Source organism: Paenibacillus sp. UASWS1643 (genome assembly GCF_008693195.1).
In the GTDB taxonomy this organism is placed as follows: domain Bacteria; phylum Bacillota; class Bacilli; order Paenibacillales; family Paenibacillaceae; genus Paenibacillus; species Paenibacillus amylolyticus_B.
The window spans coordinates 702,236-726,222 of the sequence record NZ_VXKZ01000115.1 but is presented as its reverse complement, the minus strand read 5'-3'; the positions used below and the strand labels follow the sequence as shown (position 1 = coordinate 726,222).

Genomic DNA, 23,987 nt, shown 5'->3' with positions numbered 1-23,987 from the left:
CAATCCTATTAGAAAAGAGGGTATGGAATGAAAGATAAATCTAAATATGCAATATGTCTTCTGATGGCAACGGGATTGGCTCTGACTTCAAACGGTATTTTTACATCTAAATCAATTGCGGCTAGTGCTGTGCTCGCTGATCAGGAAACAAATAAACAGGCAAAGGAGGAGCTTGATATTTTTGAAAGCGCATTCAAATCAAATACCAATTTGATAGGCTGGCAAGTGAAAGGAAAAGGAGGATTAGAGGATACTTCAGAAGGAATTTTGCTAACTTCACAGCCTAAAGAAAATGTAATGGCCATCTCAGAGACAGTGTCCGATGATTTTATCTATGAAGCTGATGTCATGATTAGGGATAAGAAGGCAGATGCAACATTATTGTTTCGATCTAATGAGGATGGCTTTAGCTCGTACATGCTGCAAATCGTTCCGGACGCAGGTCTGATTCGGTTAAGAGATGCAAGAAATGGAGATGGGAGATTAAAGGAGGAGCGTAAAGTTTCTGTTGAAATGGGGCAAATCTATCATCTCAAAGTGAAGGCAGTGGGTTCCTCGCTAAAAGTATATTGGGGCAATCAATATAAACCATTAATTGATGTTCAAGACATTTCTTATCAAAGCGGTAAGCTTGGACTCCATGTATGGGATGGATCCGCCTTGTTTTCGAACATCGTGGTGAGCGATCTGAAAGGTAATTTGGGTACGGTGCTTTCTAACAAGGGAAAATGGCAGCCTGATATCAACGGAAAAAGAGGGACGGTAGAACAGGAGAGCAAAGCACAGCAAATCTATAATAAAGAAGCGACTGATATGGTCTATGAAGGAAATATTACCCTTCGTCCTGATTCTATTGCAGCTCTCGCATTTCGATCTTCAACCGATGGAACCAAAGGATATGAAGCTACTCTTTCGAAGGAAGGAGATCAGGTCCGTGTAAGTTTGACGAATACAAAAGGAACAATAATTACCAGTTCTCAACGTACTTATCCGAGTCAGATGGGAGCCAAACATCATGTGGAAATCAAGGCAAAGGGAGATCGAATTCAGGTCTTCCTGGACGGGTACACTACGGCCGCGATTGACGTGAAAGATTCAACCTATAGAAGTGGAAGTATTGGAATTGTCGTAAAAAAGGGGACGGCATACTTCCAGGATACTTATGTGACGGAACTGAGCCAATATTACAATGAGATATATCGTCCACAATATCACTACACGCCAATACGTGGTTCAGCGAGTGATCCGAATGGACTTGTCTACTTCGAAGGAGAATATCATCTCTTCCATCAGGATGGAGGAACATGGGCGCATGCTGTAAGTAAAGATATGCTGAACTGGAAACGGCTTCCGATTGCACTTCCCTGGAATGATCACGGACATGTCTGGTCTGGGTCGGCTGTTGCGGATATGACAAATGCATCTGGTTTATTCGGAGATTCAGGAGGCAAGGGCCTCATTGCATACTACACTTCCTTTAATCCGGATAGCCCAAATGGGAACCAGCGTATAGGTTTGGCTTACAGTAAAGACCTAGGTCGTACTTGGGAATATTCGAAGGAACGCCCGATTGTGATCGAGAACCCAGGTAAGAGCGGAAATGAAGTTGGGAATTGGGATTTCCGCGATCCGAAAGTGATCCGTGATGATGAGAATAACCGATGGGTTATGGTTGTGTCCGGAGGAGATCATATTCGTTTCTACACCTCAACGAATTTACTTGACTGGACATTGACAGATAATTGGGGATATGGGGATTACGTCCGCGGAGGCGTATGGGAATGCCCTGATTTGTTCCAGCTTCCGGTAGACGGAACGTCACAGAAGAAGTGGGTTATGATGATCAGTACAGGAGCGAATCCCAAAACAGGCGGATCAGATGCTGAGTATTTTATCGGTCATTTAACAGCTGATGGTAAATTCGTGAACGATAATCCGGCGGGTAAGGTGCTAAGAACAGATTTTGGTAAAGAATTTTATGCTTCGATGTCTTTCGCTAATATGCCTGATCATCGCACAGTGATGATGGCGTGGATGACGAATTGGGACTATCCGTTCGCTTTCCCAACGTCCAATTGGAAAGGTGAACTAACCATCCCGAGAGAAATATCATTGGTAATGACCGAAGATGGAATTCGTATGGTGCAAAGTCCAATCAAAGAATTGGAATCACTGCGTAAACCTTTGTATTCTGCTTCTAACAAGTCGGTGAGCCCTTCTTCCGGGAATCTGCTAAAAGGTATTATTTCAGGTGCTTACGAAATTGAAGCTGAAATTGAAATCCCTGAAACTAGCACAGTGACCGAGTTTGGCTTTAACATTCGTGAGGGTGCAGATCAGAAGACGGTCGTGGGTTATAAGGCAAGCGATAGTCGTATGTTTGTGGACCGAACTGCATCGGGCGAAACAGATTTTTCTAACCTTTTCAGTAAGAAACATGAAACACCTACGCAAATGGAGAATAATCGGATCAAGATGCGTATTCTTGTGGATGAGTCTTCCCTTGAAGCCTTTGGTAACGACGGCAAAGTCGTCTTTTCAGATGTTATATTTCCGGATCCTGCTAGTAGAGCAATGAGTTTTTACGTAAAAGGTGGGAATGTGAACGTTGTTTCCTTGAAAGTGCATCAACTTGAATCTGTCTGGAATGAGGACATTCCTTCAAAAGTTCAAATAAAGATGGATACGAGCGTTCGGGAACTGGGGGTAGGCGAGTCGGATACACTGCAGGCGATGATCGAGTACGGACCAGGTTTAGGCGTTCAACCGCTTAAGTGGAATTCCAGTAATAAAGAAGTAATAGCCATAGACTTGGCAGACAACTCACACGCAGTTATTAAGGCGAAAAAAGAAGGGGAGTCCACCGTCACTGTATCTACTCCGAATGGTAAAACTGCCACTAGTGTGCTCGTTAAAGTCATAGGTGGCGAGTTCCGGACAAACCTCAGTGGATGGACTAAAGATCTGTCTACTGCTTCATGGTTAGTTAGTGAACATGGGATTCGTGGTAAATATTTTAGCGATGCGAATTATATTGCCAAAGAGAAGGCTGGGAATTTTACGTATGAAGCAGACATGATGCTCAGTGAAACAGGAGGGGCAGGTTCTATTTTGTTCAGGACTAGCGAAGATGGTCGCAGTGGTTATTATCTGAATCTAGACCCTAACATGAAGGCAATCCGTCTGTTCTATAAAATCAATGGAGGATTTGAAGAACGGCAGGTTCTTGCAAAAGTACCAACTTTCATTCAGCCAGGTCAAACGTATAAGGTGAAAATAGAAGCGAATGGTCCGCATATTGTCGTTCACGTGGACAGTCAAAAAGTCATAGATATCATGGATGGTACTTTTGCAGAAGGCCACTTGGGACTCCATGTATTTGGCGGCTCCGCATCTTATCAGAACGTCAATGTCAGCAACGGTGAACCTGCAAACATCACCAAGTCCAGCCTTGTAAATGCCGCAACACAGAAATCCATTTATACAGTTGACCTTGTCAACGGGGAGCCGGTTGCCTTGCAGGATGCAAGTGCGGCTTCCGTCCAGAAGTGGGTATTTGTTCCGACAGGCGACGAAGCAGGTTCGTATTCAATTCGTACTACGGCCGGTCAGACGCTTGATCTGGATATAGGGCAAAACAAACTTCAGCTATATCATTACTTAGGGTACAACAACCAGCGCTGGGTCCTTCACCAGAACAAAGACGGATCAGTTCATATTACTTCAGCTCATCATCAAAAAGCATTAGAAGTATCGGAAGATGGGACCGAACTCTTCCTAAATGAACTGAATCCATCACTTGATCGACAAAAATGGATATTAACGAAGTAATTAAAATTTATTGCATGATGGCATATCTCATAGATATTCCAATAAAGAAGTGCCGCGGGACAGGAACATTGTTCTATTCAAGTCGCTATTATAGCGACTTTTTTCTTTTAACGAGAGGAATCAATCATATATTATATTTTTTCCTTCTTCACTTAGTTTTCTCAAAGATGTAATCATGTGATTAATCTCTTCTTCAGTGTGTCTTTCCCATGAAGCTAATTCAGCTACTATTTTAAGTGGCGATTTAGATCGATATGAACGTGTTGGGTTTCCAGGAAACCTTTTATCAGTTACGTTCGGATCACTTTCAAAATCTCCTAATGGTTCTACAATGTAGATTCTTTCTTTTGCATTAGATCTTGCCAATTCAGCACCCCATTTGGCAGCATTTAATGTTGCAGTAAAGTATATATGGTTAGAATTTTTCTCTTGGTAATTTGATAAGAACTGTGGTTCTAATAAATCACCAATTTGCAGTTCTGCTTTTGTACCATGAAAAAAAGGACCTTGATCTATGATCACTTTTTTGTCATCCATACTGATCCACCTCTTTTTTAGTATTGTATTTAGCAGTATAGTGTAGGAATTTCAAAAAAAACAGTCTATAAAAAAATAAAAAATAACGGTATAATTTAAGTAGAGAGAATGATACTGTGTCCAATAACCCGAGTTTAAGAAGGCAGCCGATCAGCGTGATCGGCTGTTTTTTTTAACTAACGAGCAGCTTATATGATAACCGTTCAAGGCAGATCTCTGACCTGGATTGTAGAGTAATGTTGTACTGTCAGAGATTATTGTTGATAAGCATTATCATTCATGTTATATTGTTAACCAATAAACTAAATATAAGAAATTATTTAGAAAACCCCTATTATTTAAACGAGATTTTTGTTTACAAGTAAATAAGGAGCGATCAAAGAATGATCTCAAAAGATCGAACAAAACAGTTGCTTTATGACCAATTTATCCGTTTCTTACATGTGTATGAGAACCACAAGGATACAGAAATCGAGCATTTCCTAAGTATCGCCCAGCGAGAAAGCATCGAGAAAATCCCTCAGCATTTGACCGCGGTTCATATGATAGATTGCATAGGCAAGCATGAGCCTATTAACAACACAGGTATTGCCGAGGCGATGAATTTGTCCAAAGCAAGTATCACCAAAATTGGCAACAAACTGCTGGAGGAAGGATTCGTCAAACGCACAAAAATGAATGACAACAAAAAGGAGAGCTATTTCCGGTTGTCACCGCAAGGCAAAAAAATCTTTGAACTTCATGAACGTCTGCATATACATGAGGCAGAGCGCTTCTATCGTACTCTCGACAAATATTCGGAAACGGAGCTAAAAGTAATCCATCAATTTCTTCAAGACAGCAGTATAAATATTGAATCCAGATAGAACAAAGGAGAGTGAAACATTTGAGTCTGGCGGAATTGATCAGGGAGCGCAGGAGTATTCGTAAATGTAACTCTACGCCGGTGGACCAGGAGTTAATTGTAGAATTACTGCGTAAGGCTATAAGGCTTCAACCATTTGTTGAGTCTGGGTCGTGGCGTGTAGTATATGCCGGAACTCCGGAAGCACGCAAACGGTTGGTGGACTGCATGCTGGAACAGATGTCACAAAGCAAGCTCGGCAAGCTGATTCCCGGGAAACTTCTGGATGTTTTTAAAAAGAGATTTACCGATATTCCTGCCCACGTCATTGTTATGTCGACTGTAGGACCGAATCGTCTGACCAATGACCGCAATTATTCGGCTGCCTGCGGAGTGATGCAAAGCTTCCAACTGCTGGGCTGGGAACGAGGGTTAGGCATGTTGTGGGATACAGAGTCCATGATTCAGCATGAAGGGTTCTTCAATGGTATTGGCTTACGTGAGGATGAAAGATTTGTTGGCATTCTTCATATAGGATATTACGACAAAGCGCCAAGAAGTCGGAAAAGGACACCAGCCGAGCAGAAGTGGACCGTATTGCGAGGACAGACTACATAGAGAAGGAGGATATAAAAATGAAATTGTCAGATTTGGAAGGAGACATGGACGGTCCGAGTGAGTTTTTGGATCAACCGGTATCGCAGGACCTAATCCTTGAATTGCTCAATCATGCCGTATGGGCGCCAAATGATGGCCTCCGGGAGCCGTGGCGATTCATCTTTGCCGATAACCGGTATGGGGACATCATGCAGGGATTACAGGAGTCTGCCCCTGCATATCTTCTGGTCTTGGTGAAGGAAGAGGCGGATCAACATAAGCGAGAAGAAGACTTTGCGGCTGTCTGCTGCCTGATTCAGAATTTCCGCTTGCTGGCTCATGAGCAAAGTCTGGGCGTGCGTTGTACCTTGCATGACTGGATGTACGACCCGAGCCGTACTGAAATGTTTGGTGTACTGAGTAACGAGCGCATTGCTGCGGTTCTGGAATTGGGATACGGTGCAAATCAGTGGAAAGAAAATACGGAGTTACCAGAGACTCAACTTCATTTTGAACTGCTGTAGGGGTGGAGACGATGGGATGAGACTCCAAAATGCGAATAAATCCAGATATGTCGAGGGAAAAGAAAATATACCCAAGGAAGTCGCTATTTTAGCGGCTTTTTTTGTTGTAGTAGATACAAGGTTTTATATCGTTCACATAGAATACTAGTTTAGAGTGAAATGAGAAGGAGATTCCAAAGCATTGAGTCTCAATCCCCACTAGGGCCTATGTAATGTAGGAGGGATGAGTTTCAATGCTTTTTTGATTATGAGGGGGCATTATAAATGGGATTTTTAACAGAAAAGGATGTTGGAGAAGGGTTGAATGTTCAGCAAGTTTATTAGCAACATTGCTTCTGTTATTTAATCTAATCGTTATTTTTTGATAAATGTTTTTCCCTTTTTTATTGCAGGAAAATGGGAATTAGAGCACGAAATATGTTGATAATTATGCTAAAAAAGTTGCTTTGTGCACAATGATGTACCCAAAGCTGGATGTGCTTGAGCAAAGAGAAAGGTGTGCCACTATCCATGAAAAAACCGTCTGAACACCTCATTGCCATGCTGGGTCAGCCTTATGATTTCAGGCGTGTTCAACAAGTATTGCAATCCTTCGGTGTCAAACGTATGCCGAAGGCGAGCGGTTATTTTAGTGACGACATTATTTGGTCTGTAAAGTCATCTATCCGCCTAGACGTTTATCGCTCACCGAAAATTCATGAACTGACTGGACGTGACGATCTGAACATGGATGAATGGATGATCGGCGCCGTCCATTTTCTTGCTCCTGGATCGGATGACCGAATAAATACCCCGTTTCCAGGACAGCTTCCTGCCGGAATGACAATGAACTCAACGCCAGATGAGTTCATTCGTGAATACGGTCAACCTGCATTGTATGAAGAAGGGGAATGGTTCGGGGGCAGCGGTCCGTTTCTGGCTTGGCGTGAATCCGGCATCAATCTCGCCATTGAGTATGAAACGAACGAGGACGACAGTGCAATGACATGTTATACTGCCTGTTTAGTTGGATGTATCGGCGCTTGGCGAAAGGATTACCCGGAGGTTTTTGTTCCCTGAAGACATCAAAAAAAGAAGCACCGACGCTGGTCTGCATCCCCATGGTATGACAAAGACAACCATCGAGTTGCGCTCCATGCCTGGCTCAAAGTAGGGAACTTATATTAGTCATAACAATTCATGTCGAGGGACTGATAGGGTGATAGGGATGAGAAGACTTGAGTCTGATATTGTCAGGTATGAACACGAAACGATAAGCGGAACAACAATAATAAACTCGAATGTTGGTTCGCCCATATTTTGGAACTGCAAGTTGCAACATCTGATATTTGATACCTGCAATCTTACAAATGCGAGATTTTTTGCCGGTAGTACGATTGATCATTGTACATTTATTCGTTCCGACTTGCGCTCTGTTGGCATTGCCAAGGGCGAAGCTGTTTTCACCAATTGCGAATTTTCCTTCTGCGATATGAGAGGCATGACATTGGAGAACGCTACGTTTATCGACTGTACTTTTTATAAATGTAGATTCAATGACCGGATTCTACAAGCGGCGAATATCGTCAATTGTTCCTTTACCGGCAAGCTAGTGGATATTACGTTTGAGGGAAATGGCCAACAAAAGCTAATCGCCAATTTTGAAAACTGCATCCTGGCTGGTGTTCGTTTTGTGAACTGTGACCTGACGCAATGTATTCCGCCAAAATACAAAAACCATCTGTATGTTGAACAGGTATCGGCACGTGTAACAAAGGGTCGTTCGAACTACAAACTCCTCAAAATAAAAGAACAGAAATGAGACTTTCTGATTGGAGTTCACCTCAAAATCGTAATAAAAGGATTGACATGAAACCAGTTACATATTTTAATCTTGTTTTGTAGCGAGAGATCACACAATCATATAGGTAGAACTCATGATGAAACTTTTTCGGATACTTATTAAATATTCATTATAAAGTATTTGGATAAAGGAGATCTTCTCAATCAAAAAGGACGAATGATACACTAAACATGGAGGTCACAAATATGATTAAACTGGTAATCACTGATTTAGATGGAACGTTTTTGAACAATAAAGGTTCGTACGATGTTGAACTCTTCAAAAAGGTTTATGCCGAGATGCAGCAAAAAGGAGTTACTTTTGTCGCATGTACCGGGAAACAATGTGAACGTGTAGAAAAATTGTTTGATGAGCATGGCAAAGGAGTCTGGATTCTGGGTGACAGCGCTGCTCGAATCAAAAAAGATGGTGAAGTCATTAAAGAGTTCAGCATGAATAAGGATCTCGCCTTGAAGGCGATTGATCGAATCCAGGACTTCGACAAAACGATGACTCTCATTGTATGTGCAAGTGATGCTGCTTACGTTCATTCTTCCATTTCAGAAGAAATGTACGAAGTGGTTAAGGGCTCCTATGAACGTGTAATCAAAACAGATTCTTTTGAAACCATCGAGAGTGATTTTATCAAAATTACGGTCTTTGATACGGAAGGACGCAGTACAGCATTAAGAGCGCATGTGGAGGGTACAATGTTTGGACAGGTTTACATTGTTGACTCGGAGGCCAGATGGCTGGATATTACGGCATTACACACACACAAAGGAGAGACCGTGAAGAAGCTGCAAGACATGCTGGGTGTCACATACGAGGAGACGATGTCATTTGGTGACGGTGAGAATGATGTGGAGCTTATGGCCATCGCCAAATATAGCTTTGCAGTAAGTAATGCTTGTGATAATACGAAAAAAGCAGCAAGTTTCATTACGAAATCCAACGAAGAAAAGGGGGTTCTTCTAACGGTTCAAAAAATCCTGGATTTGCAGTAATCCTTGTCTGACAAGGTACTACATGTTCGATCTAACGGGGGCAATCTTAGGATTGCCCTATTTTCATTGGATAAAAACGTTACTTGGGGTCCGAGTCGTTGTTGGTAACTTGTTTGCGATAATGCTGGGGAACTACACCCATCTGTTTACGGAAAATGGACGAAAAATAACTGGAGCTTTGAAAACCGCAGGCAAGTGCAATTTCACTTATGGATCTCCGTGTTTCTTTTAACATTTCACAGCTTTTCTGAAGTCGATATTGGGTGACATAGTTGTTTGGCGATTGGCCCACATATTTGTTAAACAATTGGCAACATCGACTTCTGCAAACAGCTCCGGCAGATGCGATCTCCTCAAGCGTTATCTTCTGATCATAGTTCTGGTGAATGAACTGAGTCATTTCCTGAACATGCGTTAATATGCCAGGTTGACCGGAAACGGGCTTCAACTGATCGCCAATTGTAGCACACAACGACAACGCTTGGGATACCAAACGAAGTGGATTGGGAGGCGTATGTTCCCTATGCATTTCAAGATAGAGTTCCTGAATGGACTGTACGATGTCTTCTTGCCATGTTGTCTGCTCTGCGAGCACAACAAAATCAGCCATTTTGGAACTGAATTTCTCCTCCCAGTACGTCTGAAGATACGAAGTTTTCTCACCAAGGATAGAGGGATGGATAACGACCACCAGGAACGAACAATCGTTGTGATCCGCAACAGCGTAACCATAATGCAAACGTTGGCTATTCACAAAAAGTCCATCTCCTTGATGCAATCGAGTGATACGTCCATTCACAGAGAAATTCATCGATCCCTTTAATATATAGATAAACTCCAGATCCACATGCCAATGTGCAACTGCTGCATGATTATTAAATTGATGAAGACTTCCTTTGCGTACATAAAGGGGGAAATCAGGAAGATTATAATCTAACCGTTCTGATAAATCAGAGAACACCTCTAAATCTGTCATTGAGAATCCCTTCTTTACACAAATATACGATATTAATAAAAGTATAGCCAATATTGATGGAAACAGCAATCAACGTATCCTATTCTTATATTATTGATAACAACGGAGAGGACAGATAGAGGTGAGAAAACGCATGCAACTTAAAGGTTTCGGCAAACGCGACTTTAATCGAGAGTTAATATCGCTTGTGATCCCCATTGCATTACAAAATCTAATATCAGCAACGGTGATATCTGTTGATGTAATCATGCTGGGTATGATGAGTCAATCTGCAATGGCAGCCGTATCACTCGTAGGACAAATCACCTTTACCTTAACATTGTTTTACATGGGATTGTCAGCGGGAGCGAGTATCCTCACTGCACAGTACTGGGGGAAGAAGGACACACTAACCATACAGCGCATTCTAAGTATTGCCTGTGTATGCTCCTTATGCATATCGATCCTGTTTTTCTTGTCTTCCTTCCTGATTCCCGAGGCACTTATGCACTTGTTCACCAATGACCCTGAATTGATTCAATATGGTTCAAGGTTCTTACAGTTCAATTCCTTTTCTTACTTAGTGATGGGATTATCGCAGATGTATCTGAGTGTAATTCGAAGTATGGAAAATGCAAAACTTAGTGCGTGGATCAGTTCTTTATGTTTGGTCTTAAACATTATATTTAATGCCATTTGTATTTTTGTACTATTCCCATCCAATCCGGAACTTGCGATTGCGGCTGTAGCTCTTGCCACCGTGCTCGCACGTATGATTGAACTGGCATGTTGTGTGCTTCACTCCCTAACCAAGGGAACCATTCGTTTTCATTTGCCTGTACGTGACGGTATTCAGCGTAGTTTATTGAAGGATTTCTTGAGATATACATTGCCTGTGCAGGGAAATTATATCGTATGGGGAGGAGCGCTTACCGCTACGGCGGCCATTATAGGCCATGTGAACTCCGATATGGTAGCGGCGAACTCCATCGCATCTGTAGTTAAGAACTTGGCGGTTGTTCTCTGTGGCGGCATAGCCACCGGGGGCTCTGTACTGATTGGAAAGTATCTTGGACAGGGTGAAATGGAGAAAGCAAAGTATGCGGGTAACAACATGTGTTATTATGCTTTCATTTTTGGAGTCATTGCAGGCTGTACCATTTTGCTTATTAAACCTTTGGTGTACTCCATCGTCAATCTGAGTCCAGTCGCTCAAAGCTATCTGGATGGCATGTTATACATTAGTGCGTATTACTGTATTGCGAAGTCGTTTAACTCTACAACTATTGCAGGTATATTCCCGGCTGGTGGAGATGCGAAGTTTGGATTATGGTGCGATACCATTGTAATGTGGCTTATTATTCTACCACTTAGTTATCTATGCGCTTTTGTTTGGCAGGTATCTCCCATATTCTTATACGTTATCATCAGCTTAGACGAGTTAATCAAACTGCCTATTGCTCTAGCCCGATATCGTCAATATAAGTGGCTGAACAACTTAACTAGAAATTTTAAGAAACCTGATCTTAACCAGGGATAAAGGAGAAGATGACATGAATATCCAAGAACGAATGGCAAGCAAACAATTATTTACGGATGATGATGCGAATTACCCGAAGGAGGCTGCGGAGTTAGCCAAAGCACGCCAGCGAGGTAAGGCACTATGCTATGAGATCAATAATTTGCATCCAGACGATGTTGAAATGCGAAAAACGTTAATGAGACAACTTTTTGGCAGCATGGGAGCAAATGTATGGATGGAACCTCCGCTCCGCATGTCATATGGCTCAAATACGACCGTAGGAAATAATGTATATATCAATTTCAATCTAACCGTGGTTGATGACTATAAAGTTACGATTGGGAATGATGTCATGTTCGGCCCCAATGTAACGATTGCTGTAACGAGTCATCCTGTACACCCTGAGAAGCGCAAAGAAGGCGGGATGTTTGCATTACCAGTTGTTATTGAAGATGGAGCGTGGATTGGGAGCGGAGCGATTATTCTACCAGGAGTCACAATCGGAGAGGGCAGTGTCATTGGTGCCGGCAGTGTTGTAACCAAGGATGTGCCTGCAAAAGTAATTGCTGTGGGAAATCCATGCAGAGTTCTTCGTGAGATTACCGAACAGGATCGAGAGTTCTACTATAAAGATATGCGTTTTGATCAGGTTGAATGGTAAAGGAAGTGACTTTTTACCTTCTAGAAAGGAGTTTGTCTATGACTATGACATTGTATATCATATATGCGATTACTACATTATTAGCTCTGTATTTTGTCATTAGAGCCATTGTTCATTCCCGCCGAACCCATTTCATAGCTAGTAAGATGAATAGAAAGTTTGAACATTACTATAATGAAGATGCCTATCATAATGATATTTCCTCCAAGGATTAACATTGTTCTGTGAGTGAAAACCTGGGCGATTAATATGTTTACTACCTTTGTCATGATGTTACGCTCTGAAGATCTGCACGGGCCCTATGAAGAAAAGGAGTTAATTCATACACATGGGGTTGAATTAGATCGCGAACCGAATCAAGGCGGCCTTACGCAAACGGAAGCTGGGGAGTGGTATATTACGAGTCTAAAAATGCCATTAAAAGTCGTTGATACAACGGCTTTTTTTTATCGAAATATGTTCTTGTCCCCAACCGAAGACAAGAACCATATCCGATTGTACAAATCAGTTTGTGCGATAGATGGAATTCAAGTAATTCGAAATCACAGCGGGTTCATCAATGGAGGTTCGCAGTGCAATGTAACCGTCGGGACGAATCAATACGAGTTCTTTACTTGCTACATCGTAAATTCGATAGGCATTCCCTGCTGTGTCTATTATGCCTTCCGGCCCATCTGCGTTTGATGGCAGGATATAATGCACTTGAAGTTCATCGTTGGTGTAGTTATTTAAGGAAGGAAAATACAATCAACACAGTTTGCAAAAGCCAAAAGCGTCCAGTGTGTGCCACGCAATAGGTCAAAGATACTTCCTGCAAATCCGGTACCTTGCAGACCCGTAGCATTAGGAGCACGATCCCCAGGAAAGGGAGAGGTAGCATGGGGTAGAGCAGACGGACGGATAAGAGAACTGGACCGATAGGAAATGAGAAGCCCACTCGTCAGATCGTCGGATATGGTGCTCAACGATTGGGACAATCCTCCGCCTTCAGTCGCCGTTCCTATGACCACTCCCATCTTCTTCGTGCTGTCCTCAAGCACGGCTTGAGCCACAGGACGGCGCTCTTCATCGTACGTGTCGAGTAAGGAAGTATCCGCTCCGCGTATCACATCAGCCATCTTCCAGCCGAGGTTGTACGCGTCCTGCATCTCCGTATTCATGCCTTGACCACCGGCTGGTGAATGAACATGGCCAGCATCGCCTGCAAGGAAGACCCGGTCGTTACGGTAACATTCAACCATATGAACGTTAACCCGGTAGATGGATAGCCAGGAAGCATCCCTGAGCTTAACACGTCCAGCCCCAGCGCGTCGGTCAAACATGGCTTGATACACCTCTAGCGACGGCTGCTCTGGTTCCTCGATGTCTGCTGGAATGGTGGCCTGCAGTTGCCAAATATCTGATTTGGGGAGCGGAGTCACTCCGACCATGCCCTCCGAAGATATCCAGATATGGATATGATCACGATCTAACCCTTCCAATCGTACATCGCCAAGATACCATCGCTCATGATCGTGTGTTTCCCCAACCAGCGGTAAGTGAATAAACTTGCGGATATTGCTTTTGCCCCCGTCAGCGCCGACGACATAACGAGCGCAAATGTGCTCTTCTCCTTGTGGTGAATTCACGGTTACCGTTACACCATGCACATCCTGAATAAGCCCTACAGCTTCCATGCCCAACTCAACTTGACCGCCAAGCGTTGCATATTGGTCGCGCAATGCTTTTTCCACATCATATTGAGCAATCCAGACCGGATCACGATAAGGGGTTTCAAGTTCGGCGCTGGCTGCAACGGTAATAGACGGCTTATCCACACTACCGCCATCTGCGGTATAATAACGAACAGGCAGATCCACCACACCTGTGTCAATAATGTAGTGAATGGCCTCCAAATCATCGACGACCTTCAAGTGAGCGAGGCTAGATACCTTTGGCGCGAGAAGCAACGTTATATAAGGTGCTTCGCTCAATAATACGATGGTCAACGTTTCGACGGGCAAGATCGCAGGCAAGAGTAAGCCCCGTTGGGCCAGCCCCGACAATAAGGACATCAACAGAAGACGGCATGGTATTCATGGTAGAATCCTCCTTGATCATTGTTATGATATGTTACACTTTTATACTAGACCGTGCAGTGTAGTTTATAAACAAAGCTCTAACTCTAATCAATTTCAGATAGTATTACATATAGGAGGAATATAAGAATGGATCATACAGAAAACAAGAAAATCCGAAAGGGCTCTTCAGACAAACGAGCTAAAATTATTGCGGCAGCACGAGACCTGTTTCTTTCCGATGGTTTTGACCGATCCAGCGTCGATGCGGTTGCAGCTAAAGCGGGAGTTTCCAAACGGACCGTTTATGATTATTATGGCGACAAACAGAACTTGCTGCTTGCTGTTGTGGAAGAAACCAGTCAGGCGGTTCTGGACATGATCAAGCAAGGTATATCAGACTACCTCTGGGAATTCGAGGATCTGGAGCAGGCGCTCATCTTATTTTGCGAACAATTCGTAGCTTCTGCGAACGGTTCGTCCGATTACAGCGCTTTGATCCGTCTGGTTACAATGGAAGCCGCCAATCTGCCAGCCTCGTTTTTAGAAAAGCTGGATAACGCAACGGAAGAGGGCATTATCAGGAGGTTTACCGAGTTTGGACAAACCGGACTGCTCGATGTGCCAGATCCTGTAATGGCTACAAAGCACTTCGCTGCCTTAACGTTTTTATTGGTATTTGATCAACCGAGAAAAACCGGGACATTAGAGGAGGAACAAACCAAACGTATCATCACTGAAGGCGTACGCGTCTTTCTTTGCGCTTATGCACCACGTACTGCTCAAAACCATCAACCATCATCATACTGATTGCGACCTTGCTCAAAAATAAAAAACTAGCTGGGCCGCTAGTTTAACGTAAATATATGCTGAGGATATGTAGGCGTTCAAAAGCAGATTTTGGGAGTATTCAAATTGGTAAACGCAGCGGTGGTATCATTGAAGGTAAGGGAGTAAAAGGTCTGGGTGTACACTGCCCAGGCCTTATATTAGACACGATTAAGCTGTGACTGTTTCCCATTATTCGTCGAGGGACAAGAATCAGATATGCTTTCGTGGCTTTCTCGGGAAGCACTAGATACCGAAGTTACGTCCAATAGCTCATTTTTATTGCACCAAAACATCATAACTGATTGAGCTTGCTTTCAGGCTCTTCACCATTTTCTACACGTTTTATATTATTTATAAAGAAATCATATCTTGTTTTATGAAATTTCCGACCATCAGGCATTCCTGCTGTATGGGGAGTAAGGATCACATTACCCAGATTCCGGAGCTCACTATCCATAGGAAGCGGTTCAGATTCAAAAACATCCAGGCATGCGCCTGAAATATCCCCGTTTTTTAATGCATCAATCAAGTCTCTTTCGTTGACAATCCCGCCACGGGCTGTATTGATAAAAAGAGATGTATTCTTCATTTTTTTGAATGTCGCTTTGTTGATCAGCTGTTTGGTTTGTTGATTCAAGGGTACATGTACACTGACTATGTCCGATGTGCTTACAAGAGTATCGAAATCCGTCATTTTCACTAAATCGTCCGATTGTACAATGGCATTTCTCGCATATGCCAGCACATTCATATCAAAGACCCTGCAAAACGCAGCTACTTTTTCTCCGATAGCGCCCAAACCGATAATCCCAATCGTTTTGCCTTTTAATTCACTCCCTGTATAGTCCAATTGATTTTCATCCATCTTGTTTTTCATGAAAGTATCAAGAAAAGGTATGTTTTTATAATAAGACAATATCAGTGCCATTACGTGCTCGGCGACTGCCTGTGCATTCACTCCTGCAGCATTGGCCGCCCAAATGCCGAGCTGTGTACAGGCAGGGACATCCACATTATCAAATCCAGCACCCGTCTGTACCAATTTTAATTTTTTTGCCTTAGAAAGCAGGCTGTGATCCACTTTAATATGTTCAGGAATGATTACCTGGCAATCTTCAATATGATGCAGCATTTCTTTTCCGGGCGGGACAATTACAACGTTCCAGTCTTGCGGAAAACTCCTTAAAATATTTGTTACCGAAATCTCGCTAAAATAGCCAACTATGAGAATCTTCATTTGCCTAACCACCTTTCATAACCTATACCATTCTTCGAATAAACCCGTTGGATGCTTGTCATTTTATTCTTTTAATACAATTTTATCAAGAAAATCTCATTGTTGGGGGGCGTAGTTATCAACTCAAAACATTTCAGTATATCCTTGAAAATGTGCCAGAATGAACCTGAACGTGGAGTAACTTTTGTCGAGATTTTATTTTATTTGACCTTGTGAACAATTTAGGTACATTAGGGAAGTATGGAAAAGAATCTAGATAAACAATATACTTGCTATATAGTTTTTTTGTTGAGGTGAATATCAAATGGATGAAATCGATGAGTCAAAACAAATTGTATTACAAATCGGCGGTGCATTAAAAAAGTATAGAAAAGAAAAAAACATGACTTTAGACGACTTATCAGAATTAACGGGCGTAAGCAAACTTACTCTGGGGAATATCGAACGTGGTGAGACAAATCCAACTTTAGCAATTATATGGAAAATTTCAAAAGGAATATCTTTACCGCTATTGGCTTTGTTCACCTCAGAGAAACCTGTTAGTTTGTATCGAGCAGGGGAGGGACTGCGGTTTTCTAATGATGAGAAAAATTGGATCATTGAACCCGTCTTTAAAAGCAACGATATTGAAATGTGTCGTGCATACTTACAGCCAAATAGCTCGTATTACCCTGAAGGTCATCATGTGAATACAACTGAAATTGCCACAGTAATGACTGGTTCCATTGAGTTACAAGTCAATGGAGAGATTTACACATTGAATCAATATGATACGATCAGTTTTCGTGCAGATGATCCTCACGCTTATACCAATCATACGAATAACGAAACAGTGCTCCATATATCCTTAAAATATGGTTTCTAGTAGTGAAAATCCGCTTATTAAATGCAACTCCGAATTCCATGACGGGAATTCAGAGTTGCATTTTTTTGATCAATTTTAGTATGTTATAAAATAATTATTGTTTAATAAAATATATTATACTATACTTTTGTTATTCGCGCGGATGTTATAGCAAAGTTTTTTAACGAATAGGAAGCAAATATAAGACGTAAGAATTCAGGAAGGAGAAATGAAGAATGCCGAATAAACAAAATAAAAAATTCGTGCCATCCTCTGTAGCGTTGATCATTCTCGGCATTATTGTTATTGCAGCTAATTTACGTACTCCCTTAACCTCAGTTGGTCCTTTGGTGAGTTTTATAAGGGATGACGTTCATATTTCAAATACATTAGCAGGCCTGATCACAACCGTACCCTTGCTTGCCTTTGCTTTATTATCACCTCTAGTGCCAAAATTAGGACGGAGGTATGGGGTTGAGCGTATCATTTTGATTGCCCTAATCTTTCTGACTGTTGGTATTGTAATACGATCTTTATCTGGCGCAGTTAATCTGTTTATTGGAACAGCAGTTCTTGGATTCGCCATTGCCATATGTAATGTATTATTGCCAAGTATAATCAAACGGGATTTCCCAAATAAAATTGGCTCCATGACAGGAGTTTACTCCATTTCAATGAATTTATGTGGAGCAATTGCATCGGGAATCAGTGTACCGCTAGCCATGAACGCTGGGCTAAAATGGCAGGGAGCATTGGGAATATGGGGGATTCTAAGCTTTGTATCGATCCTCTGTTGGTTACCCCAATTAAGAAATCAAACAAAACAAACCGCCACGACGAGTCAACAAATGGCAAGCAACGATGTGAATGTTTGGCGATCCCCGCTTGCTTGGCAAGTAACCTTGTTCATGGGTATACAGTCTATGGTTTTCTATGTATTGATCGCATGGTTGCCTGAAATTTTAAAGCAGCAAGGCATTGACTCCAACCAATCTGGATGGTACCTCTCGATCATGCAGTTAGCGATGCTTCCATTTACCTTTATTGTCCCTGTTATTGCTGGGCGTATGTCTAACCAACGTTTGTTAGTAATCATCACAACCATTTTGCTTTTGACGGGGACACTCGGACTTCTTTACGGAAGTTCCAATGTCATTCTGTTGTGGATTGTCATACTCGGAATTGGTGGAGGTTTCGCCTTTAGTTTGGCCATGATGTTTTTCGGATTGCGCACTGAAAATGCACATCAAGCAGCGGAACTATCTGGTATGGCCCAATCGATCGGATATCTTCTTGCCGCAATCGGTCCAGCCCTTATAGGATATCTGCACGATGCAACAAATAGTTGGAACCTGCCACTTTTCATTCTTCTTGGGGCTTCGGTGTTACTCTTTTTAGTTGGAATAGGAGCAGCAAGTAATCGTGTTGTAGGTAGTCGAAATGGTTACGAATTGCCACGGAAAGGATGATGACTATGTTTGACAAAATTATGGTGGCCATTGATAAATCTGAAATAATGAACAAACTCCTTGATGTAACCGTTGAAATAGCCCAAAATAAACAAACTCAAGTTACCTTGGTTAATGTCAGCCAGGATTATGTGTCAAATGGCATGACATATGTTCCAGAGAATTTTTTGGAAGACATACTGAACGAAATGGAGAAAGCGAGTTTGGAACAGTTGCATCAAGCCAAATCTAAATTAAAGTCTGCGGGGATTAACCCGGAAACTGTTCATCTTAAGGGAGATCCTGGGCATGAAATATTGAATTACGCAAGGGATACCGAGCAGCAACTTATTATTATCGGAAGCCGTGGGTTAAGAGGTGTAAAAGAAATGATGCTTGGAAGTGTCAGTCACAAGGTTTCACAGCTATCAAGTTGCCCGGTCCTCATTGTACATTAACTCCTCCGGGAGCTGTTTAGATGATGCATTATTATACAGCGGGGAACGTTCATAGTATGAATTAAACAGCGGCATTCTAGGATATTTGTGTTCCTACAATGCCGCTCTTTCCATATCCCAATAGCTGCTCAAATGCTGACGCTAAAGATGAATGGAGGGATGTCGAGGGACAAGAACATATTATCATTGCCGAAAAGGAAAAGAACATTGTGTCATTCCCGATTAGAATGTTATCTAAAACAGTTGGATGAAGGAATCATGTCGCTTGAAACTAACGGGCAGGATAGCTCAATAAAAGCTCCTGCTGTGAAGGGCATCTTTCCAAGCTTACCAGTGGCATTCACTTGGGAAATATGCGTACTTCTTTTAATTTCTTTCGGACAAACATCTATTTCGTGTTTCTTGGCGAGTATTTTATATGGATCATATGCTCAAGAGTGCTTTTAACCTCAGGCCAGTCATTATCTGTAATGCTATAAAAAATATTATCATGATATCTACCCTGAGTGTCCCGCCTATGCTTCCTAAATATGCCTTCTTTAGTTGCCCCAATCCGTTCTATCGCTCTCTGTGACCTTATGTTATAGCCGCTGATGGAAAATTGCACGCGAACTAGCGCTAATTGTTCGAAGCAATAATTTAACAGTAAAAACTTACATTCCGTATTTACACCTGTACGCCAGTAAGTTGGTGTTAGCCATGTCCAGCCGATTTCCGCATTTTGATTGATCATATCAATATCTCCGATTCTTGTGGTTCCAATAATTTTTTCCGACATGAGTTCGACGATGACAAAAGGGAGTTGGGTGCCATGAAGCTGGTTTTGTATGGCTTGTTCAATTAAATGCTTAATATCAGCATATGTTGCATTTTTTCTCCAAGTAAATTCCCATATGTTTGGATTCATTAGTGTTTCAAGTAAATCTTCTTTATGTTTAGATTCTAGGGGTAAGAGTTTTATTGTCTTGCCTATTAAAGTAACATTTTGATTCATGTCATTTATACCTCCGATGATTCATTATCTTATTACGTGGTGGGATTAGTATATATTTATTGGTATCGGCGTTGAATGCATTAACCGTTGAATTATTGTACTTTCATACATCACAAATTCTCTACAGGTGTTCTATTAAATTGCACTAACGGGAAACGCTAATTGAATCCATGGTCTAAAAATCATCATTAGTTGGGACAACAATGTTTCGAGAGACAACAACATAGTCTCATTGAAAGTTTCTAAATTGGTATTAGCGTCTTTTCGTTTTATCAGGTTAGCCTGTAATTCCTGGTTGGCCTTTTTCGTGGTCGCTTTACGGTGGCGGCTTTAAAGGCTTGACCTATAAAGCGAAGTTATGGCTTTGGAACCCTCGGGGATTCGTCCGGCTAAATCAAAGATGAGGAGTGAGGAATTGGAACCTGTGTAGGCGTGGATGTGGCCAAAGTTTCAAGTGTGGTACAGGCGTTTCGATAACGAGACGTTCCATACGGCAAAGCTGTAGAATCATGCACGGAAAGAGCGGTTTGGTTTTTCCACGGGCGGCTCTGCGTTACTCGGTTTGAGCGAACCAGCATTATATGGGGTGCTGCTCCCCAATAAAAAAAGCTTATCATGGCGATTATCGAAGGTAGCGTGGGTGGTGTTTTCGGTGGTATCTTTCTTTCAATAATACTGATGTTTTACTGAAAAATAGTGTAGGATGGTGACATGAGGAAGATATTATCTTTTATGGATTGGGGTATTTTTGCTCTTCGTTTGTACCATTACATTTTGCTGTCATCACGGCTGTTTACAGAAAGTGATCTGTCGAACCCAACATGGTTAAACGTCAGTTGGCTAATGGCAGCGCTTTTCGTTCCACTGATATTCTGGTTTCCTCAACGAAGGATGAACAAGGTCTGGTTTTGTATCGCAGAGCTATTACTGGGAGGTTCTTATTATGTGAACTCTGTCATCCATCCGGAACTGACTTCCAAAGCAGACTATCTCCTGCCGAGTCTAATAATGGGGTACTTATTGACCAAGCAGACACTATGGATCATTCCCGCAATTCTATTCATTCCCTTTATCTTCCAGCCTTATTTAAAGTTACCTTGGGAACAAGCCTTTAGTAGCGGGACAGATAATGTGTTATTCTGCTTCATCGGCATATGGGCAAGCTTCGTGGCCAAAGCGTATTACCAGAAAAATGAACTTGTGGTCGAAGTAGAGCAGCAAAATAAGCTGTTAACCCACTACGCTGCTCAAATTGAGAAAATGACTTTGCTTGAAGAACGCAATCGTATGTCCAAGGAACTTCATGATACCCTGGGGCATTCCTTTATCTCCATCATTATGAGTCTTGATGTTTCCATCGCTCTTATGGATCGTAAGCCTGCCGAGGTCAAGGAACGGTTAATTCGCTTAAGAGCACTGGCTGAGCAAAATTTGGACGAAATGAGAAGTATTGTTCATGAGATTGGAGAAGAAGAGGAGTCGAATCTTATACGACAGGTTGAGGCCCATGTGGCCAATTTTCGGGAACATACAGGAATTCTCCTGACGTTAAATGTACTAGGAACAGAGCAGCACACGCATTTTGAAGTACGACAGGCGATTCTGCGAGTCATCCAGGAGTCTATTACGAACGCACTAAAACATGGAAAAGCGTCTCAACTGGATTTGGAGCTTCAATTTTCCGAATTCGTTCTGCACCTGGTTATTCGAAATAATGGGAAACCGATTGATAAATTGGAATATGGCTTCGGGTTGACTACGATGAAACATCGAGTTGAGCGGCTGGGGGGCAGTCTGTTTGTATCATCAGAGGTAGGAGATGAAACGATCACCGAAGTCAGATGTGAAATTCCCCTGAAAGGAGTGGAGCTACATGGGGAAAATTAAAGTATTACTTGCGGATGATCAGGAATTAATTCTGGAGAGCCTCCATATCGTACTGTCCATGGAAGATGATATAGAAATCGTTGGATTAGCTAAAAATGGGGAAGAAGCAGTCCAATGCTGTCATCAGTTTCAGCCCGATATGGTACTGATGGATATTAATATGCCAGTCATGAATGGTGTTGACGCAACAGCTCTGATCAAAGAGAGAATGCCTATGATCAAAGTGATGATGCTGACCTCCTATCAGGAAGTCGAATACGTCATGGCGGCATTAAGCCATGGAGCAGAAGGGTATCTTCTCAAGGCCATTCATCCTAGAGATCTAGCTGCAGGCATACGGGTGGTTCATGCGGGGGGAACGTTAATCTCGCAGGAGATGGCGAGTAAAATGATCAAAAGTATGAATACGGGATCCGCTATTAAACATAATGAATACGGACTTAGTAGCCGTGAGATTGAAGTATTGCAAAAGCTGGCTTCTGGCATGCGTAATCGAGATATTGCAGAGGTTTTGTTTCTTAGTGAAGGAACGGTTAAGAATTACATTTCAACGATTTACTCAAAACTTAATGTAAAGGGAAGACAAGAGGCGGCCCGCAAAGCCAGAGACTCGGGAATCATGAATTACTAAGACTCCCCCCCTAAGAAGCCGGTAACTTATATAGTTGCCGGCTTCTTAGGGGTTAGCCACATGACTTTATCATGACAAAAGTGCACTGTCACTTTATGACTTTTTCAGCCTATGCTCATAACTATCATCAAGCTATAAAGGAGCTGACTCAAGACATGAAGAAAAGATATGCACACAAAGAACATTCGCAGATGGATGAGAAATTAAGTAAATGGAGTTTGTTTTGGCGCTTTCCAATCATCTGGATGATTGTGGGGGCTATCAGCATAATTCTTGTGGATGCGTTCATCCGGCCGCTAGCAGAGCAAGTACCGGGCTTGCTTTCTCTTCTGTTGACACTAACATTGGGCTTTCTGGCCATCATGGTCTATATGCTTACCATGAAATATTTGGCCCGTCGGTCCATTCCTGAGTTATCCAGAAAGGGCGCAGGGGTTGAAGCAGTTATGGGAGCACTAACCGGGGTTATCTTTATTGCCTTATCTGCTATTATTATTGTTTCATTGGGAGGTTACTCCTTTCAATGGGCGAATGATGCGGATACGGTTACTGTTCTAATCGCTTCTGTTGAAGCCGCTTTAGGCGCAGCCATTGTCGAAGAACTTATCTTTCGTGGACTAATGTTTCAGGCCATGAATAAATTGCTGGGAAACTGGGCCGCACTCGCTGTGACTTCTCTATTCTTTGGAATAGCCCATCTTGGGAATACAGGAGCAACATTATGGAGCGCGTTCGCCATAACCTTAGAAGCAGGTGTTCTGCTTGGAGCCGCGTTTATGTGGCGACGGAACCTGTGGTTTGCCATGGGTCTGCACTTTTCCTGGAATGCACTTGAAGGTTTGCTTGGTATTCCTGTTTCTGGACACACTACAGCCGGTCTGTTAATTGTGAAAGTGCATGGTCCTTCACTTCTCACTGGAGGTGATTTTGGACTTGAGGGGTCTATGGTTCCCGTTATCATCAGCCTCCTGATTACTATTCCCATGCTGTATGGCGCTGTTCGCAATCGCAATCTGCCAACGAATTTTACATAAGCCATATACAGAGTTCATTAAGAACTGTACCGAATTGCTTCAGTTTATTAAGCTAACGGGCAGGTTAGCTCAATAAACCACGAAGATAGCCAATCAATTGATTGGCTCTTTTTGTTCACGTAACAGGAATTAATTTATACCGAACCAAATCCTACTTGAATGTGTATATAAGATGAAAAACATCAAAAGGGGGGAAAGAAATAATGGCACTCGAAATCACACGTGATGAAGCAGGGCAGCTATTTACCGATTATTCCAAATATATT

At 42.3% G+C, this 23,987-nt stretch carries 23 protein-coding genes; 16 read left to right on the top strand and 7 right to left on the bottom strand.

Annotated features, from left to right (window positions below):
• Positions 1-27: 27 nt before the first annotated feature.
• The gene (locus FE296_RS27590) at positions 28-3,831 is read left to right on the top strand and encodes a GH32 C-terminal domain-containing protein (protein WP_150367111.1); all 3,804 of its coding nucleotides are present in this window, start codon (positions 28-30) and stop codon (positions 3,829-3,831) included.
• 120 nt (positions 3,832-3,951) lie between these two features.
• On the opposite strand, the gene arr is transcribed toward FE296_RS27590, so the two are convergent.
• Positions 3,952-4,368 carry an NAD(+)--rifampin ADP-ribosyltransferase gene (gene arr, locus FE296_RS27585; RefSeq protein WP_105598868.1) on the bottom strand — a complete coding sequence of 139 codons (417 nt, stop codon included), beginning with the start codon at positions 4,366-4,368 and terminating at the stop codon, positions 3,952-3,954.
• Positions 4,369-4,751: 383 nt separating this feature from the next.
• Between arr and FE296_RS27580 the strand changes: the two genes are divergently transcribed.
• From FE296_RS27580 to FE296_RS27555, 6 genes are all read left to right on the top strand, one after another.
• On the top strand, positions 4,752-5,234 hold the full coding sequence (locus FE296_RS27580) for a MarR family transcriptional regulator (protein ID WP_017688279.1): 483 nt from the start codon (positions 4,752-4,754) through the stop codon (positions 5,232-5,234).
• A gap of 20 nt (positions 5,235-5,254) precedes the next feature.
• Positions 5,255-5,830 (top strand): nitroreductase family protein, encoded by a 576-nt coding sequence (locus FE296_RS27575; RefSeq protein ID WP_124114879.1) that lies wholly within the window; start codon positions 5,255-5,257, stop codon positions 5,828-5,830.
• A gap of 17 nt (positions 5,831-5,847) precedes the next feature.
• On the top strand, positions 5,848-6,333 hold the full coding sequence (locus FE296_RS27570) for a nitroreductase family protein (protein WP_150367110.1): 486 nt from the start codon (positions 5,848-5,850) through the stop codon (positions 6,331-6,333).
• Between the two features lie 480 nt (positions 6,334-6,813).
• Positions 6,814-7,392, top strand: coding sequence for a hypothetical protein (locus FE296_RS27565; RefSeq protein WP_223869059.1), 579 nt, complete (start codon positions 6,814-6,816; stop codon positions 7,390-7,392).
• A 148-nt stretch (positions 7,393-7,540) separates the two neighbouring features.
• Positions 7,541-8,134, top strand: coding sequence for a pentapeptide repeat-containing protein (locus tag FE296_RS27560; protein WP_150367108.1), 594 nt, complete (start codon positions 7,541-7,543; stop codon positions 8,132-8,134).
• 227 nt (positions 8,135-8,361) lie between these two features.
• Positions 8,362-9,162 (top strand): Cof-type HAD-IIB family hydrolase, encoded by an 801-nt coding sequence (locus FE296_RS27555; protein WP_150367107.1) that lies wholly within the window; start codon positions 8,362-8,364, stop codon positions 9,160-9,162.
• A gap of 79 nt (positions 9,163-9,241) precedes the next feature.
• On the opposite strand, the gene FE296_RS27550 is transcribed toward FE296_RS27555, so the two are convergent.
• Positions 9,242-10,138, bottom strand: coding sequence for an AraC family transcriptional regulator (locus FE296_RS27550; protein WP_150367106.1), 897 nt, complete (start codon positions 10,136-10,138; stop codon positions 9,242-9,244).
• 133 nt (positions 10,139-10,271) lie between these two features.
• Between FE296_RS27550 and FE296_RS27545 the strand changes: the two genes are divergently transcribed.
• Together FE296_RS27545 and FE296_RS27540 are read left to right on the top strand one after the other, a co-directional pair.
• Positions 10,272-11,657, top strand: coding sequence for an MATE family efflux transporter (locus FE296_RS27545; protein ID WP_150367105.1), 1,386 nt, complete (start codon positions 10,272-10,274; stop codon positions 11,655-11,657).
• A gap of 13 nt (positions 11,658-11,670) precedes the next feature.
• Positions 11,671-12,300 carry a sugar O-acetyltransferase gene (locus FE296_RS27540; RefSeq protein WP_124114884.1) on the top strand — a complete coding sequence of 210 codons (630 nt, stop codon included), beginning with the start codon at positions 11,671-11,673 and terminating at the stop codon, positions 12,298-12,300.
• A 504-nt stretch (positions 12,301-12,804) separates the two neighbouring features.
• Here the strand turns inward: FE296_RS27540 and FE296_RS33605 are convergent.
• The 3 genes from FE296_RS33605 to FE296_RS33865 form a co-directional block, all read right to left on the bottom strand.
• Positions 12,805-13,047: a hypothetical protein gene (locus FE296_RS33605; protein ID WP_223869058.1), complete on the bottom strand. Its 243-nt coding sequence runs from the start codon at positions 13,045-13,047 to the stop codon at positions 12,805-12,807.
• A complete protein-coding gene (locus tag FE296_RS27535; RefSeq protein ID WP_263364303.1) occupies positions 13,029-14,033 on the bottom strand; it encodes an FAD-dependent monooxygenase in 1,005 nt (334 codons plus the stop codon). The genes FE296_RS33605 and FE296_RS27535 overlap by 19 nt, the downstream gene beginning before the upstream one ends.
• A gap of 190 nt (positions 14,034-14,223) precedes the next feature.
• Positions 14,224-14,370 (bottom strand): FAD-dependent monooxygenase, encoded by a 147-nt coding sequence (locus FE296_RS33865; protein WP_263364302.1) that lies wholly within the window; start codon positions 14,368-14,370, stop codon positions 14,224-14,226.
• 137 nt (positions 14,371-14,507) lie between these two features.
• On the opposite strand from FE296_RS33865, the gene FE296_RS27530 reads away from it, so the two are divergent.
• Entirely contained in the window at positions 14,508-15,167 is a 660-nt protein-coding gene (locus FE296_RS27530; protein ID WP_124114885.1) for a TetR/AcrR family transcriptional regulator, read from the top strand.
• Positions 15,168-15,480: 313 nt separating this feature from the next.
• On the opposite strand, the gene FE296_RS27525 is transcribed toward FE296_RS27530, so the two are convergent.
• Positions 15,481-16,425: an NAD(P)-dependent oxidoreductase gene (locus FE296_RS27525; protein ID WP_150367104.1), complete on the bottom strand. Its 945-nt coding sequence runs from the start codon at positions 16,423-16,425 to the stop codon at positions 15,481-15,483.
• A 304-nt stretch (positions 16,426-16,729) separates the two neighbouring features.
• Between FE296_RS27525 and FE296_RS27520 the strand changes: the two genes are divergently transcribed.
• The 3 genes from FE296_RS27520 (at position 16,730) to FE296_RS27510 (ending at position 19,175) form a co-directional block, all read left to right on the top strand.
• Positions 16,730-17,290 carry a helix-turn-helix domain-containing protein gene (locus FE296_RS27520; RefSeq protein WP_124114886.1) on the top strand — a complete coding sequence of 187 codons (561 nt, stop codon included), beginning with the start codon at positions 16,730-16,732 and terminating at the stop codon, positions 17,288-17,290.
• A 215-nt stretch (positions 17,291-17,505) separates the two neighbouring features.
• Complete coding sequence (locus FE296_RS27515; RefSeq protein ID WP_150367103.1) at positions 17,506-18,738, top strand: CynX/NimT family MFS transporter; 1,233 nt, start codon at positions 17,506-17,508, stop codon at positions 18,736-18,738.
• Between the two features lie 5 nt (positions 18,739-18,743).
• Complete coding sequence (locus FE296_RS27510) at positions 18,744-19,175, top strand: universal stress protein (RefSeq protein ID WP_124114888.1); 432 nt, start codon at positions 18,744-18,746, stop codon at positions 19,173-19,175.
• Positions 19,176-19,563: 388 nt separating this feature from the next.
• On the opposite strand, the gene FE296_RS27505 is transcribed toward FE296_RS27510, so the two are convergent.
• Positions 19,564-20,169 (bottom strand): GNAT family N-acetyltransferase, encoded by a 606-nt coding sequence (locus FE296_RS27505; protein ID WP_150367102.1) that lies wholly within the window; start codon positions 20,167-20,169, stop codon positions 19,564-19,566.
• A 945-nt stretch (positions 20,170-21,114) separates the two neighbouring features.
• On the opposite strand from FE296_RS27505, the gene FE296_RS27500 reads away from it, so the two are divergent.
• From FE296_RS27500 to FE296_RS27490, 3 genes are all read left to right on the top strand, one after another.
• On the top strand, positions 21,115-22,056 hold the full coding sequence (locus FE296_RS27500) for a sensor histidine kinase (protein ID WP_223869057.1): 942 nt from the start codon (positions 21,115-21,117) through the stop codon (positions 22,054-22,056).
• Positions 22,043-22,687: a response regulator transcription factor gene (locus FE296_RS27495; protein WP_150367101.1), complete on the top strand. Its 645-nt coding sequence runs from the start codon at positions 22,043-22,045 to the stop codon at positions 22,685-22,687. The genes FE296_RS27500 and FE296_RS27495 overlap by 14 nt, the downstream gene beginning before the upstream one ends.
• A gap of 155 nt (positions 22,688-22,842) precedes the next feature.
• Positions 22,843-23,721, top strand: a complete 879-nt coding sequence (locus FE296_RS27490) for a CPBP family intramembrane glutamic endopeptidase (protein WP_150367100.1) — start codon at positions 22,843-22,845, stop codon at positions 23,719-23,721.
• Positions 23,722-23,987: the final 266 nt, after the last annotated feature.

What these genes read in the sequence shown, in the direction of transcription:
- FE296_RS27590 (WP_150367111.1), top strand. Translation starts at nt 28, where the DNA reads ATGAAAGATAAATCTAAATATGCAATATGTCTTCTGATGGCAACGGGA.
- arr (WP_105598868.1), bottom strand. Translation starts at nt 4,368, where the DNA reads ATGGATGACAAAAAAGTGATCATAGATCAAGGTCCTTTTTTTCATGGT.
- FE296_RS27580 (WP_017688279.1), top strand. Translation starts at nt 4,752, where the DNA reads ATGATCTCAAAAGATCGAACAAAACAGTTGCTTTATGACCAATTTATC.
- FE296_RS27570 (WP_150367110.1), top strand. Translation starts at nt 5,848, where the DNA reads ATGAAATTGTCAGATTTGGAAGGAGACATGGACGGTCCGAGTGAGTTT.
- FE296_RS27560 (WP_150367108.1), top strand. Translation starts at nt 7,541, where the DNA reads ATGAGAAGACTTGAGTCTGATATTGTCAGGTATGAACACGAAACGATA.
- FE296_RS27555 (WP_150367107.1), top strand. Translation starts at nt 8,362, where the DNA reads ATGATTAAACTGGTAATCACTGATTTAGATGGAACGTTTTTGAACAAT.
- FE296_RS27550 (WP_150367106.1), bottom strand. Translation starts at nt 10,138, where the DNA reads ATGACAGATTTAGAGGTGTTCTCTGATTTATCAGAACGGTTAGATTAT.
- FE296_RS27545 (WP_150367105.1), top strand. Translation starts at nt 10,272, where the DNA reads ATGCAACTTAAAGGTTTCGGCAAACGCGACTTTAATCGAGAGTTAATA.
- FE296_RS27540 (WP_124114884.1), top strand. Translation starts at nt 11,671, where the DNA reads ATGAATATCCAAGAACGAATGGCAAGCAAACAATTATTTACGGATGAT.
- FE296_RS33865 (WP_263364302.1), bottom strand. Translation starts at nt 14,370, where the DNA reads ATGCCGTCTTCTGTTGATGTCCTTATTGTCGGGGCTGGCCCAACGGGG.
- FE296_RS27530 (WP_124114885.1), top strand. Translation starts at nt 14,508, where the DNA reads ATGGATCATACAGAAAACAAGAAAATCCGAAAGGGCTCTTCAGACAAA.
- FE296_RS27525 (WP_150367104.1), bottom strand. Translation starts at nt 16,425, where the DNA reads ATGAAGATTCTCATAGTTGGCTATTTTAGCGAGATTTCGGTAACAAAT.
- FE296_RS27520 (WP_124114886.1), top strand. Translation starts at nt 16,730, where the DNA reads ATGGATGAAATCGATGAGTCAAAACAAATTGTATTACAAATCGGCGGT.
- FE296_RS27515 (WP_150367103.1), top strand. Translation starts at nt 17,506, where the DNA reads ATGCCGAATAAACAAAATAAAAAATTCGTGCCATCCTCTGTAGCGTTG.
- FE296_RS27510 (WP_124114888.1), top strand. Translation starts at nt 18,744, where the DNA reads ATGTTTGACAAAATTATGGTGGCCATTGATAAATCTGAAATAATGAAC.
- FE296_RS27505 (WP_150367102.1), bottom strand. Translation starts at nt 20,169, where the DNA reads ATGAATCAAAATGTTACTTTAATAGGCAAGACAATAAAACTCTTACCC.
- FE296_RS27495 (WP_150367101.1), top strand. Translation starts at nt 22,043, where the DNA reads ATGGGGAAAATTAAAGTATTACTTGCGGATGATCAGGAATTAATTCTG.
- FE296_RS27490 (WP_150367100.1), top strand. Translation starts at nt 22,843, where the DNA reads ATGAAGAAAAGATATGCACACAAAGAACATTCGCAGATGGATGAGAAA.